The organism is Clostridium sp. 7_2_43FAA (assembly GCF_000158375.2).
Taxonomy (GTDB): Bacteria; Bacillota; Clostridia; order Clostridiales; family Clostridiaceae; genus Clostridium; species Clostridium tertium.
The window spans coordinates 886,756-900,372 of sequence record NZ_JH815222.1; the positions used below are offsets into that span (position 1 = coordinate 886,756).

Here is a 13,617-nt window from a genome sequence, read left to right on the forward strand (position 1 = left end):
GCTTTATTATTTTTTATATATTTAATAAGGGTTGAAATTTATGACTATAGCCTTTATTATATAATTATTATTAATTAACAATTTATATTAATTTAGGAGGTATAATATGAAAAAATATTTTAATTTTGCAACATTTTATTTAGTTTTAGGGTTAGTAATGGGAGTATTTTATAGAGAATTTACAAAGTTTAATGGATTTGAAGGAAAAACTGTATTATCAGTTGTACATACTCATTCAATCACATTAGGATTTATTTTCTTTATTTTAGTTTTACTTTTAGAGAAAAATTTTGGATTATCTAAGATAAAACATTTTAGCAAATGGTTGGTACTTTATAATGTATCATTAATATATGTCTTAGGAACTTTCACAGCTAGAGGGATAATGCAAGTGTTAGGAACAGACTTTGCTGGATTAAGCCATATAGCTGGACTTGGACATGCTATGATTGGAATTGCAATGATATGGTTTGTAGTTATAGTCAATAAATCAATAAAAGAATAGCAAGTTATAATAATTATTAAAAAGTATGGTAAAAATAAAGGGGGATGATTCCTCCTTTATTTTTGCACTTTTATAAAATTTAATATATAGTTTAAATATAAGTACTTTAATTATAGGAATGGTGCGTATATATGAAAGAGTTAGTAAAATGTCAATTAGGAAAAATGGAGTTATTTAATAATTTGGATCAGGCTACAATAAATTCACTATCTGAATTAGGAGAAAGTAAGTGCTATTTAAAAGGTAGCCATATATTTAGAGACAAGGATGAAATTAATAAAGTTTATATAGTATATAGCGGAAAGGTTGCACTTTATAAATTAAATGAATCGGCTCAAAAAAAGATAATATTTATATTAGGTAAGGAATCTATACTTAATGCAGTAGTTTTAGATGATTTGCCAGCCTCTATAAACTGTGAAGTATTTGAAAAAGCAGAAGTTCTATCTTTTGATAGAATGAAGTTTCAAGAAATTATGATGAATGATTTTGAATTGACTAAAATAGTAATCTCATCATTAAGTATAAAAGTAAGAAGATTATATAGGCAGTTAAAGAATTCCACTCCTATAAAGGTTGAAAAAAGGGTAGCAGCAAAGTTATGGAAGTTATCTAAGGATTACGGAATAGAAGTTGAAGATGGAACAGTGATAGATATGAACATAAGTATAACTTATTTAGCAGATATGTTTGGAGCACCACGAGAAACTATATCTAGAGCTTTAAAGATACTTCAAGAAAATGATTTGATAATATATGAAAAGAAAAAAATAAAAATAAAAGATAAAGATAAATTAGCTAAATTTTTCAAGGGAATATCATAATAAAATAAAAATAAAAACTGTGATGAAAGTCACAGTTTTTATTTTTATTAGCATTTATAATTTAAGCATAAAGATTGTGATAATAATAACAATTGCGAGAGGAGAAAAAGATGTTCAATGAAGAGTTTAATAAAGTTGCATCTGCTGCTAAAGCAAAGGTTGAACTTTTAAAAACTAATAAGCTAGGGTATTTTATAAGTTCAATGCTAGCAGGTATCTACGTTGGATTAGGTATTATGTTAATTTTTACAATCGGAGGGTTACTTAGTTCGGCTAATTCACCTGCAACAAAAATTGTTATGGGATTATCATTTGGAGTTGCCTTAAGTCTAGTAATTTTTGCAGGATCTGAATTATTTACAGGAAATAATTTTGTGATGGCTGTTGGATCATTAAATAAGACGGTTTCTTGGCTAGATACTATTAAAGTTTGGATAGTAAGTTTTATTGGAAACTTAACAGGTTCAATACTTGCAGGAACGTTGTTTTTTATGGCTGGATTAGCTAATGGTCCAGTTGGAGAGTTCATAGCAAAGACTAGTGCTACTAAAATGTCTTTACCAGCAAGTGATTTATTTTTTAGAGGAATATTATGTAATATGTTAGTTTGTTTGGCTGTATGGTGTAGCTTTAAATGTAAAGAAGAAACATCGAAGCTGATAATGATATTCTGGTGTTTATTTGTTTTTATAACAGCAGGGTTTGAGCATAGTGTTGCAAATATGACTTTATTAACAATAGGATTACTTTCACCAGCTGGTGCTGCTGTAAGTATAGGTGGATATGCCTATAATATTATAATGGTAACATTAGGTAATATGGTTGGAGGAATTGTATTTATGGCAATACCTTATTACATAATATCTAGAAAGAAAAAAGTAAACTAAGAGGTGTTTAAGATGGGATATAAGCTTAAAGTAGAAGAGTTTAATAAGGGATTAAAAGAACTATCAAAAAAATATAAGATATATGCACCAAAGGTTTTTGAAGGAAAGGGAACTTTTTCAGATACTGATATTGTTAGATATGGTGAGATATCAAAGATTGAAGAAATAGAATTTGATAAAAAATCACAATTTTCATATAAGGAAGTTTTACTTCCAATAACACAAACAGTATTTTTCTTTACAGAAGATGAAATAAAAGAACCAAATGTTGATGAAAAATCTATATTAATTTTTCTAAGAAGTTGTGATATGCATTCATTAAGAAGAATAGATGATATTTATTTAAGAAATAAATTTGAAGACCCATATTATAAAAAGTTAAGAGAAAAAGCTAAGTTTGTTTTAATGGGATGTGAAAAAAGCTTTGAAAACTGCTTCTGTGTTAGTATGGAAACAAATAAAACTGATGAATATAATGCATATGTTAAACAATCTGGTAAAGAAGTGTATTTAGATATAAAAGATGAAGAATTAGAAGGTGTATTTAATAAATTAAATAATGAATCAATAAATGTAACTCCAGATTTTGTTGAAAGTAATGATATTAAAGTTAACATACCAAACAATTTAGAATTAAAAGTTATGAATTCAAAGGTATGGGATGAGTATTCAGAAAGATGTATAGCTTGTGGTAGATGTAATTTTGTCTGTCCAACTTGTACATGCTTCACAATGCAAGATATATTCTACAAAGATAATGGAAAAGCAGGAGAAAGAAGAAGAGTTTGGGCTTCATGCCAAGTTGATGGCTATACAGATATGGCTGGAGGACATAGTTTTAGAAAAGAAAAAGGACAAAGAATGAGATTTAAAGTTCTTCATAAGGTTTATGATTACAAAAAGAGATGGGGATATCATATGTGTGTAGGTTGTGGAAGATGTGATGATGCATGTCCAGAATATATTTCATTCTCAAATTGTGTTAATAAATTAGAAAAGGCTATGGAAGAGGTGAAGTAATATGAGTACAAACGAATATATACCATTTATATCAGAAATATTAGAAGTTATTAAGCATACAGAAATAGAATATACTTTTAGAATGGCTTTTAAGGGAGATGTAAAACCAGGACAATTCTTTGAAGTATCACTTCCAAAGTATGGGGAAGCTCCTATATCAGTAAGTGGAATAGGTGAAAATTATGTTGATTTAACTATAAGAAGAGTAGGTAAGGTAACAGATGAAATATTTAATAATTATGTTGGAGACAAGCTATTTTTAAGAGGTCCATATGGAAATGGATTTGATATTAACAACTATAAAGGCAAAGAAGTAGTTGTTGTTGCTGGAGGAACAGGATTATCACCAGTTAAGGGAATTGTAGATTACTTCTCAGAAAATAAAAATGATGCAAAGGGATTTACTCTTATTTCAGGATTTAAATCTCCAGAAGATATTCTTTTCAAGGAAGATATAAAGGCTTGGGAAAAGAATATGAATCTTATAATAACAGTAGATGGAGCAAAAGAAGGTTATGAAGGAAAAGTTGGACTTGTAACAAAATATGTTCCAGAGCTTGATATAAAAGATAAGGAAAATGTACAAGTAGTTGTTGTTGGACCACCTATGATGATGAAATTTACTGTATTAGAGTTTTTAAAGCTTGGCATTAAGGAAGAAAATATATGGATTTCTCAAGAAAGAAAGATGTGTTGCGGAATCGGAAAATGCGGACACTGTAGAATAGACGATACATATATTTGCTTAGATGGACCTGTATTTAATTATTCAAAAGGAAAAGAGTTAATAGATTAGGAGGAGACACTATGGATATCAATACTAAAAAGCTGAAAAAAAATGCCTTTAGAGTTACAAAAAGAAGAGGAATAACAGCTTCAAGAATAAGAGTTCCAGGTGGATTCTTAAAGGCTGAATACCTAGGATTAATCCAAGAAATTGCAGATAAATATGGTGATGGAACAGTCCATTTAACAACAAGACAAGGATTTGAAATTCCAGGTATAGATATGAATGACATAGAAGAAGTTAACATTCTCCTTCAACCTATAATAGAAGGATTAGAAATAAATCAAGAAATCCCAGGAAAGGGATATACAGCAGCGGGAACAAGAAACGTATCAGCATGTATAGGTAATAAAGTCTGTCCATATGCAAACTATAATACTACAAACTTTGCAAAGAAGATAGAAAAAGCTATATTCCCTAATGATTTACATTTTAAAATAGCATTAACAGGGTGTCCTAATGACTGTATCAAAGCAAGAATGCACGATTTTGGAATAATAGGAATGACAGAGCCACAATTTGATAGAGATAAGTGTATATCATGTGGTGCATGTGTTAGAGCCTGTAAGAAAAAATCAACAGCTGCATTACACCCTGAAAACTATAGACCAGTAAGAGATCATAGTAAGTGTATAGGTTGTGGAGAATGTGTTATAAATTGTCCAACAGGAGCATGGACAAGAAGCAAAGAAAAATATTATAGATTAGCTATAATGGGTAGAACAGGAAAGAAGAATCCAAGATTAGCTGAAGATTTTATAGTATGGGTGGATGAAGAAAGTATTATAAAAATAATATTAAATACTTATAAATATGTTGAACAATATATTGCTAAAGATGCTCCAGGTGGAAAAGAGCATATTGGATATATTGTAGATAGAACAGGATTTATGGAATTTAAAAAGTGGGCTCTTGAAGGAGTAGAACTTTCAGATAAAGCTATACTAAAAGACAATATCTATTGGAGTGGAATAAAATATTAATATAGGTAAATACTTATAAATGAAATTAATATAATCTATTAGACAAAGTATTAGCTAAATATGTAAAATTAGTATAACAAAAACTTTAAGACCGCTATGTTATAGCGGTCTTAAAATTTAATCTAAATATTAAGTATATGGAATGTGCAAAAAAATTGTAATAAGAGTATAATAGGGTTATTATAAAAATAAATGAATTAATAAGATGGTTTAGGAGCGAAATTATGATTCAGCTTTTAGGGATTAAAAAGAATACTGAAGTAGAAATAAGAGAAAAATTATCTTTATCTCAAAAAAAAAGAGAAGTATATTCAAAAGAGTTAATAAAATATTTTGATGAAGTTGTTATTCTTAGTACTTGTAATAGAACAGAAATTTATTTTAATGGTTCTTTAAAAGGCGAAGAAGGATTAAAAAAGATTTTTGAAGTACTAAATTGGGATATTAATTTAAGAGAATACTGTTTTTATTTAAATGAAAAAGAAACTGTAAGACACTTAATGGAAGTTGTTTGTGGATTTCATTCAAAAATATTAGGGGAAGATCAAATACTTGGACAAATCAAAGATGCATATCATTTAGCAGATGAATTAGGATCAGTTAAACATGAATTACAAAGGTTATTTCAAGAAGCAATAACTTGTGGGAAGAAGTTTAGAACAGAAGGAAAATTATATGAAATTCCAGTTTCTTCAGCATCAATTGCAATTAGTGAAGCAATAAAAAATGATTCCAAGAGGATTATGGTTATAGGATATGGAGAAGTAGGAAAACTAGTTGTTAAATATGCTCTTTCTAATGATATAAAGGAATTAAATATTGTAGTTAGAAAAGTTGAAAGTGTCAAAGATATTGAAGATAAAAGAGTTAATATAATGAATTACGAAGATGGGAGAAACATAATAAATGATATGGACTGTGTAGTTTCTTGTACGTCTGCTCCACACTTAATCATAGAAAAAAAGCATATAAAAGAAAATGGAAATAAAATTATAATATTTGATTTAGCATTGCCAAGAGATGTTGATGAAAAAGTTAAGGAATATACAAGGGTAAATCTTTATGATATTGATGATATAAGTTCAATTGATGATGATAACAAAAAGCTCAGAAAAGAAAGAATGCTAAAGTTTAAAGATATTATAAATGCATATATAGAAGAATACTTTAATTGGAAGGATATAAGAAATATAGCGCCTGTTATACAAGATATGAAAAAAAATAGTTCTAAAGTTATAAAAGAGAGGCAAACTACATTAAAGAATAAATGTAATGATAAAAAAGATATAGAAATTGCGCAAAAACTTATAAAGAGCACATCAGATTATTATGTTAATAGGGCAATAGAAGTTTTAAAGGAAGAACAACTAAAGGGGCAAGGAGAAAAATGTATAAAGATACTAGAAAAGATATTCCTGAAGAATGTTTAGAGTACACTTATCTTTCTATAATATCGAGAAAATTAAGAATTGGGATAGTTGGTGGAGGAAAGGTTGGTTATATAAAAGGCAAAAATTTTATATATAAAGGCTGTAATGTTGATGTTTTATCTTTAGATTTTGTTGAGGAATTTTCAAAGTTAAAAGATATTAACTTAATTAAGGGAGAATATTATAAGGATTTTATTAAAGATAAGCATTTAATAATAATAGCAACAGATGACTATAATAAAAATTTAGAAATAAAAAAAGATTGTGAGGATGAATATAAAATATACATATTTACTTCTGAACATCTAAAGGGAATGGCCGTAGCACCAGTACAAAGAAATCTAAACAATATAAGTTTTTCAGTAAATACGAAGAATGGAAATCCTAAGGGATCACTTATGATAGCAGATAAAGTAGCGGAGCTATTAAAAAATTATGATGATTTTATTGGTTATTCATCTTTTATTAGGAAGCAGGCAAAATCTTTAAAAGAAAATAAGGTTGATATAATAAAGTTTGTATGTAGTGAGGATTTTAAATACATATATGAAAAGGGAAAAGATAAATTAGTAATAGATATGTTTTTTGGAAAAGAAGTATCAAATAAAATATATAAAAATTTATAGGAGATATTTTATGGAATTAATCATTGCAACTAGAAAAAGTAAGTTAGCACAAGTGCAAGCTGATAAAGTAATTGAACTTATTAAAGAAAAAAATAATATAAATGCTAAAAAATTATTAGTAGTTACAGAAGGTGATAGAAGGCTAGATGTAACATTAGATAAAATAGGTGGAAAAGGATTATTTGTTAAGGAAATAGAATATGCACTTTTAAATAAAGAAGCACATGCAGCAGTACATAGTATGAAAGATGTGCCTTTTGAATTATCAGAAGATTTTGAGTTAGTGGCTATACCTGAAAGAGATGATATTAGAGATGTATTTGTATCAAGCAATGGTATTCATTTTCAGGATTTAAAAGAAGGTGCTATTATTGGAACAAGTAGCATAAGAAGAGCTGCAATGTTAAAAAAATTAAGAGGTGATTTAAATATTGTCCCAATAAGAGGAAATGTCCAAACAAGATTAGATAAGATGAAAAAAGAAAATATGGATGGGATAATCTTAGCAGCAGCAGGGATAAAAAGATTGGGACTGGAGGATATAATAACAGATTATTTTGATCCTAAAGAATTTTTACCTGCAATAGGGCAAGGTGCTTTAGGTATAGAAGCATTAAAAAATGGTGAATACAACAATTATTTAAAGAAGTTAGATAACAAGGAAGTTAGAATAGCGGTAGAAGCTGAAAGAAGTTTTATGAAAAAGTTAAATGGAGGATGCCATAGTGTAATAGGTGTTTACTCTGAGATAAAAAATGATGATTTATATATGATAGGTACTTTTGATGTAGGTGGAAAAATAATTAAAAAGGATATCCTAGGCAAGAAGAGTGAAAATATAGAGCTTGGATTTAAATTAGCACAAAAGATTTTGGAAGGATAGTGAAAATGAGTAAGGTTTATATAATTGGTACTGGACCAGGAGATGAAGAATTATTAACATTAAAGGCAGTAGAGGTTTTAAAAGATTGTACTGCTGTTTTATATGATAGATTAGTTTCAAATAATATACTTAACTATTTAAAAGAAGAGTGTGAAATTTATTATTGTGGTAAAGAACCTGGGTGTCATTATAAAACACAAGATGAAATAAATGAAACATTAGTAAAACTTGCTAAAGAAGGTCATACTGTAGGAAGAATAAAAGGGGGAGATCCTTATGTTTTTGGAAGAGGTGGAGAAGAAGTACTTTCTTTAGTTGAAGAAGGTATAGAATTTGAAGTGGTTCCAGGAGTGACATCACCAATATCAGTATTGAATTATTCAGGCATTCCTATAACACAAAGAGAAATGGCACAAAGCTTTCATATAATTACAGGGATGACTGCGGGTACATTAAATATAAATTGGGAAGCAATAGCAAAAGAAAAAGGCACATTAGTTTTTATGATGGGCTTGAATAATTTAGGTAGCATAATCGAAAAGCTAATAAATAATGGTAAAGATGTAAATACTAAAGTAGCTGTAATAATGAGGGGAACATCTTCAAAACAAAAGAAAGTAGTTGGAACTTTAATAGATATTGAAGAAAAAGTAATAAAAGCTAAATTAAAGTCTCCTTGTATAATTGTTATGGGAGATGTTGTGGAACTAAATAATAAGCTAAATTGGTATGAAAAGAAGCCTCTTTTTGGACTTAATATATGTGTAACAAGATCACGAGAGCAAGCATCGAACTTAAAGAAAAAGCTTAGAAATTTAGGAGCAGAAGTAACAGAGATAAATTCTATAAAAATACAAGAAACTAAAGAAAACCTAAATTCTGTTAAAGATAAATTAAGTAATTATGATCATATAATATTAACTTCAGTAAATGGTGTTAATATGTTTTTTGACTATATTATAGAAAATAAAATAGATATAAGAAGTCTTAAGGCTAAATTCTCGGTAGTCGGTAAAGCAACTAGAAAAGCTTTGGAAGAAAGAGGAATTCAAGCATTTATAATGGGAAGGGAATTTGTTGGAGAAGGCTTATTTAAGGCTTTAGAGCAACATTTAGTTAAAGGGGAAAATGTATTAATACCTTGTTCTTCTAGCAGTAGAGAATATTTAAAAGAAGAAGTTGAAAAACTAGGTTTATATGTTGATAGAGTACATACATATGATACAGTTTGTGGTGATATAAGAAATAAAAGAGTATTTGAAGAAGTTGATTTTATATTATACACTAGTCCTAGTACAGTAAATAATATGATAAATATGTTTAGTATAGAAGAAATTAAAAGTAAGTATAATATTGCAATAGGCCCTCAAACATATAAGGCTTTAAAATCAAACACCATAGAAGGACATATGTGTAAAAAACATTCTGAAGATGGATTTATAGATGAAATAATTGAAATATATAGTAAATATAGAGAAAGTAAAGGTGAATAAAATGATCAACAGGGGAAGAAGATTAAGAGCAAATGCAGCAATAAGGGATTTAGTAAGAGAAAATACATTAAGTACAAATGATTTAATTTTCCCTATTTTTGTTGTTGAAGGAGAAAATAAAAAAGAAGAAATTTCATCAATGAAGGGTAACTATCATTGGTCAATAGATAGACTTCCTGAAATAATAGGTGAAGTTGAAAGGCTTAACATAAAAGGTGTAATTATATTTGGATTGCCAAATGAAAAAGATGAATGTGGATCAGAAAGCTTTAATGACAATGGAATAGTACAACAAGCTGTAAGAAAAGTAAGAGAACTTTCAAAAAAATTATATGTAATTACAGATGTATGTATGTGTCAATATACTAGTCATGGACATTGTGGAATATTAAATGGAAGTGAAGTAGATAATGATAAAACATTAGAGATATTAGGCAAGATAGCTTTATCACATGCAAAGGCTGGAGCTCATATGGTTGCACCATCAGATATGATGGATGGAAGAATTGCTTTTATGAGAAATGTATTAGATGAAAATGGATATGGAAATGTAGCAATAATGAGTTATGCTGCTAAGTATTCATCATTTTTCTATGGTCCATTTAGAGAAGCAGCTCATTCTGCACCGCAATTTGGTGATAGAAAAACTTATCAAATGGATCCTGCGAATTCAGATGAAGCAATAAGAGAAATAGAGTGGGACATAAACGAAGGTGCAGATATAATTATAGTTAAGCCGGCTATGTCATACTTAGATATAATAAGAAGAGCAAAGGATAAAATAAATGTACCAATTTGTGCTTATAATGTTAGTGGAGAATTTGCAATGGTAAAATCTGCAGCTGAAGTAGGACTTATCAATGAAAAAGGAGTAGTTTTAGAAATGCTTCTTTCAATGAAAAGAGCAGGTTCAGATATGATAATAACTTATTATGCATTAGAAGCTGCAAAATGGTTAAAGGAGGATTAGTTTTATGAGAAATCAAGTTATTTTTCATGAGTCCAAAAAGTATATGCCAGGCGGAGTTAATTCTCCAGTTAGATCATATAGAAATACTGGAATGGAGCCTCCAATTATAAAAAGTGGAAAAGGTGCAATAGTAGTAGATGAAGAAGGTAAGGAATATATAGATTTTGTTTTAGCATGGGGACCTATGATATTAGGTCATTCTGATAAAGATGTTGTAAAAGTTATAAAAGAAACTTCAGAAAGTGCAATAGCATTTGGAGCTCCAACTGAATTAGAGCTAATAATGGCTAAATTCTTATGCAAAAACTTAGAAAACATTGATATGATAAGAATGGTTAATTCAGGTACTGAAGCTACTATGAGTGCAGTAAAATTAGCAAGAGGATATACTAAAAAGAATAAGATAATAAAGTTTGCTGGGTGTTATCATGGACATTTTGATGGATTTTTAATTGAAGCTGGATCAGGAGTATTAACAAATGGAATTCCAGGGTCACTAGGAGTACCTAATGATAGTATAAAAAATACGCTTATAGCAGTATATAATGATAAAGAAAGTATAAAATCTTTATTTGATAAATATGGAGATGATATTGCAGGAGTTATTATAGAACCAGTAGCAGGAAATATGGGAGTAATAAAAGCAGAAGAAGATTTTATGAATCTTTTAAGAGAGCTTTGTGATAAATATGGAGCACTATTGATATTTGATGAAGTTATGAGTGGATTTAGAGTATCTTTTGAGGGGGCTCAAAAGTTATTTGCTGCAAAACCTGATTTAGTAACATATGCTAAAATAATGGGAGGGGGACTTCCTTGTGGAGCATATGGAGGCAAAAAAGAAATAATGGAATGCTTATCCCCAGTTGGTGAAGTTTATCAAGCTGGAACTATGTCAGGAAATCCTATTGTCATGGCAGCTGGAATTGCAACTTTAAATAAGTTGAAAAAACATAAAGAAGAATATTATGAAAAAATAAATCATCTAGGATCAATTTTAGAAGAAGGTTTATTAGAAATTGCAAAAGAAAAAGGTATACCAATGACAATTAATAGATATGGTGGAATGCTTACTATATTCTTCACAGATTTGAAAGGAGTTAAAAAATATGATGATGTGAAAACATGCAATGAATCTATGTTTAAAAAGTATTTTAAACATATGATATTAAATGGAATTAATATACCACCATCACAATATGAAGCTTTATTTTTAAGTGTTGCTCACACAGAAGAGCATATAAATAAATTTTTAGATGTTTTTAGAGAATTTAACATAGAATAGAGAGGTGCATATGTCAAAAGCAATTATTGTTGTTTCCTTTGGAACAGCTAACTTAGAAGGGTTAGAAGTGTTGGAAGCATTTGAAGAAGAAATAAGAGAAAGTGTAAATGGGAAATATCATGTTTGTAAGGCTTTTACTTCAAGCGTATTATCAAACATATTATTTAATAAATATGGTAAGATAGTTCCAAGGTTAGAAGAAGTACTATTTAACTTAAGCAATGATAGATATAAAGAAGTATATATTCAACCTTTACACGTGATTGAAGGCAGTGAATATTCCAATATAGAAAAAACAATTAAAGAATATGATTACTCTTTTTCTAAGATTACCTTAGGAAATGTTCTTATGAGCAATAAAGATGGAAATTTAAAAGAATCATGTAATTTAATAGTCAATACAATGGAAGATAATTTAATGAAAACAGATAATATAGTATTAGTAGGACATGGCTCTAAAACAATAAATACAGATGCATATAACATATTAAAAGGCGTTTTTATAGAACATGGATATAAAAATGTATATATAGGAACCTTAGAAGGTGAAATAAGAAGAGAAGATGTTATTACCGAATTATTAAAAGATAATATAAAAAACATAACATTAGCTCCAGTACTTATGTTACCTGGAAACCATATAAAAAAGGACATTTTTGGAGAATGCAATTCATGGAAAGCCTCAATAAAAGAACACAATATAAATGTTACTAGTAGTAAGAAAGCATTATTAGAATACAAAGAAATAAGAGAATACTACATAAATAACATAAAATAAAACTAAATATAAATAATGAAAAACAAAGTTTCCGTTGCAAAACTTTGTTTTTCATTGTACAATATGCTAGTAAAAAATGCAATGTATTATGTTAATACTTGTTAAAAAAATAACAATATTGTGGGGTGTATCATGTACAGTAAAGAAATTCATAATTTAGCCCATTCAGCAGAGGTTAAAAGCACGTTACTAAGAAGAAGCAAGGGGAAATACTTAGTAAGTTCAATGCTTGGAAGTTTATTTGTTAGCTTAGGAATTATGCTTATTTATACTATTGGTGGAATTATGCACCATAATGGTATAGAAACTTATAAAATTCTAATGGGAGCATCTTTTGGTGTAGCACTAAGTTTAGTATTAATGGCAGGTGGAGATTTATTTACAAGTAATGCTATGATAATGACTATGGGTGCATTAGAAAAAACAGTAACTTGGGTTGATGCTATAAAAATTTGGTTTGCAAGTTGGGTTGGAAACATTTTAGGTGGGATTCTTGGTGCAATATTATTTGTACAAGCTGGTTTAACTAGTGGAAAAAGTGAATACATTGGAGATTTTATTGTAAATAATGCTTATGGTAAAATAAATACTCCAGCAGGACAACTTATATTAAAAGGTATTTTATGTAACATACTAGTTTGTTTAGCTGTTTGGATGTGCTATAAGTTAAAAGAAGAAACAGCTAAAATATTAATGATATTCTGGTGTTTATTTACATTTATAACAGCAGGATTTGAACATAGTGTAGCTAATATGGGATTTTTAGCTATGGGATACTTAATTGATCCATCAACAATAACTTTAGGTGGGTATACATATAACATTATTTTAGTATCACTAGGAAACTTTATAGGAGGAGCATTGTTTTTAGCATTGCCATACTACTATATTACAAGTGGAAGTAAGGAAGAAAAATAATAGTTTAAACTAGAATTTGTAATTAGCCTTATAAGTTCAATATTATTATAAAAAGAAATCATAAATATTTATAAATGGATTGAATAATGAGAAGTAAAGGATGGATAGATATCCATCCTTATTTTAATTGTGGTAAGAATGGATAACGACTTGGCGTAAGATATTAGCTAAAAGCTTAATGATGATATTAGTAATTTATAATTAAGAAATATCACTAACATATTAACT

Annotated in this window: 14 protein-coding genes; all 14 read left to right on the forward strand. The window is 28.6% G+C overall.

What is annotated here, in order from left to right:
- Window positions 1–106: 106 nt before the first annotated feature.
- The 14 genes from CSBG_RS05755 to CSBG_RS05820 all read left to right on the forward strand — a co-directional run bounded on the left by CSBG_RS05755 (window position 107) and on the right by CSBG_RS05820 (window position 13,389).
- Window positions 107–505, forward strand: coding sequence for a DUF2871 domain-containing protein (locus CSBG_RS05755; protein ID WP_008677861.1), 399 nt, complete (start codon window positions 107–109; stop codon window positions 503–505).
- A gap of 131 nt (window positions 506–636) precedes the next feature.
- On the forward strand, window positions 637–1,329 hold the full coding sequence (locus CSBG_RS05760) for a Crp/Fnr family transcriptional regulator (protein WP_008677862.1): 693 nt from the start codon (window positions 637–639) through the stop codon (window positions 1,327–1,329).
- A gap of 110 nt (window positions 1,330–1,439) precedes the next feature.
- Entirely contained in the window at window positions 1,440–2,216 is a 777-nt protein-coding gene (locus tag CSBG_RS05765; RefSeq protein ID WP_008677863.1) for a formate/nitrite transporter family protein, read from the forward strand.
- 12 nt (window positions 2,217–2,228) lie between these two features.
- The gene (gene asrA / locus CSBG_RS05770) at window positions 2,229–3,236 is read left to right on the forward strand and encodes an anaerobic sulfite reductase subunit AsrA (RefSeq protein WP_008677864.1); all 1,008 of its coding nucleotides are present in this window, start codon (window positions 2,229–2,231) and stop codon (window positions 3,234–3,236) included.
- 1 nt (window position 3,237) lies between these two features.
- Complete coding sequence (gene asrB, locus CSBG_RS05775; protein ID WP_008677866.1) at window positions 3,238–4,032, forward strand: anaerobic sulfite reductase subunit AsrB; 795 nt, start codon at window positions 3,238–3,240, stop codon at window positions 4,030–4,032.
- An 11-nt stretch (window positions 4,033–4,043) separates the two neighbouring features.
- Complete coding sequence (gene asrC / locus CSBG_RS05780; RefSeq protein ID WP_008677868.1) at window positions 4,044–5,006, forward strand: sulfite reductase subunit C; 963 nt, start codon at window positions 4,044–4,046, stop codon at window positions 5,004–5,006.
- A gap of 224 nt (window positions 5,007–5,230) precedes the next feature.
- Window positions 5,231–6,436 (forward strand): glutamyl-tRNA reductase, encoded by a 1,206-nt coding sequence (gene hemA, locus CSBG_RS05785; RefSeq protein WP_008677870.1) that lies wholly within the window; start codon window positions 5,231–5,233, stop codon window positions 6,434–6,436.
- Complete coding sequence (locus CSBG_RS05790) at window positions 6,394–7,062, forward strand: NAD(P)-dependent oxidoreductase (protein ID WP_008677872.1); 669 nt, start codon at window positions 6,394–6,396, stop codon at window positions 7,060–7,062. The genes hemA and CSBG_RS05790 overlap by 43 nt, the downstream gene beginning before the upstream one ends.
- Window positions 7,063–7,072: 10 nt before the next feature.
- Window positions 7,073–7,945: a hydroxymethylbilane synthase gene (hemC, locus tag CSBG_RS05795; RefSeq protein ID WP_008677874.1), complete on the forward strand. Its 873-nt coding sequence runs from the start codon at window positions 7,073–7,075 to the stop codon at window positions 7,943–7,945.
- A 5-nt stretch (window positions 7,946–7,950) separates the two neighbouring features.
- Window positions 7,951–9,438, forward strand: a complete 1,488-nt coding sequence (gene cobA / locus CSBG_RS05800; RefSeq protein ID WP_008677876.1) for a uroporphyrinogen-III C-methyltransferase — start codon at window positions 7,951–7,953, stop codon at window positions 9,436–9,438.
- Window position 9,439: 1 nt separating this feature from the next.
- Window positions 9,440–10,408 (forward strand): porphobilinogen synthase, encoded by a 969-nt coding sequence (gene hemB / locus CSBG_RS05805; RefSeq protein ID WP_008677879.1) that lies wholly within the window; start codon window positions 9,440–9,442, stop codon window positions 10,406–10,408.
- 4 nt (window positions 10,409–10,412) lie between these two features.
- Window positions 10,413–11,693, forward strand: coding sequence for a glutamate-1-semialdehyde 2,1-aminomutase (hemL, locus tag CSBG_RS05810; protein ID WP_008677881.1), 1,281 nt, complete (start codon window positions 10,413–10,415; stop codon window positions 11,691–11,693).
- A gap of 10 nt (window positions 11,694–11,703) precedes the next feature.
- Entirely contained in the window at window positions 11,704–12,471 is a 768-nt protein-coding gene (locus CSBG_RS05815; RefSeq protein ID WP_008677883.1) for a sirohydrochlorin cobaltochelatase, read from the forward strand.
- A 132-nt stretch (window positions 12,472–12,603) separates the two neighbouring features.
- Window positions 12,604–13,389 carry a formate/nitrite transporter family protein gene (locus tag CSBG_RS05820; protein WP_008677885.1) on the forward strand — a complete coding sequence of 262 codons (786 nt, stop codon included), beginning with the start codon at window positions 12,604–12,606 and terminating at the stop codon, window positions 13,387–13,389.
- The last annotated feature ends 228 nt before the right edge of the window (window positions 13,390–13,617 follow it).

Coding starts and splice junctions, on each gene's coding strand:
- CSBG_RS05755 (WP_008677861.1), top strand. CDS start 107: ATGAAAAAATATTTTAATTTTGCAACATTTTATTTAGTTTTAGGGTTA.
- CSBG_RS05760 (WP_008677862.1), top strand. CDS start 637: ATGAAAGAGTTAGTAAAATGTCAATTAGGAAAAATGGAGTTATTTAAT.
- CSBG_RS05765 (WP_008677863.1), top strand. CDS start 1,440: ATGTTCAATGAAGAGTTTAATAAAGTTGCATCTGCTGCTAAAGCAAAG.
- asrA (WP_008677864.1), top strand. CDS start 2,229: ATGGGATATAAGCTTAAAGTAGAAGAGTTTAATAAGGGATTAAAAGAA.
- asrB (WP_008677866.1), top strand. CDS start 3,238: ATGAGTACAAACGAATATATACCATTTATATCAGAAATATTAGAAGTT.
- asrC (WP_008677868.1), top strand. CDS start 4,044: ATGGATATCAATACTAAAAAGCTGAAAAAAAATGCCTTTAGAGTTACA.
- hemA (WP_008677870.1), top strand. CDS start 5,231: ATGATTCAGCTTTTAGGGATTAAAAAGAATACTGAAGTAGAAATAAGA.
- CSBG_RS05790 (WP_008677872.1), top strand. CDS start 6,394: ATGTATAAAGATACTAGAAAAGATATTCCTGAAGAATGTTTAGAGTAC.
- hemC (WP_008677874.1), top strand. CDS start 7,073: ATGGAATTAATCATTGCAACTAGAAAAAGTAAGTTAGCACAAGTGCAA.
- cobA (WP_008677876.1), top strand. CDS start 7,951: ATGAGTAAGGTTTATATAATTGGTACTGGACCAGGAGATGAAGAATTA.
- hemB (WP_008677879.1), top strand. CDS start 9,440: ATGATCAACAGGGGAAGAAGATTAAGAGCAAATGCAGCAATAAGGGAT.
- hemL (WP_008677881.1), top strand. CDS start 10,413: ATGAGAAATCAAGTTATTTTTCATGAGTCCAAAAAGTATATGCCAGGC.
- CSBG_RS05815 (WP_008677883.1), top strand. CDS start 11,704: ATGTCAAAAGCAATTATTGTTGTTTCCTTTGGAACAGCTAACTTAGAA.
- CSBG_RS05820 (WP_008677885.1), top strand. CDS start 12,604: ATGTACAGTAAAGAAATTCATAATTTAGCCCATTCAGCAGAGGTTAAA.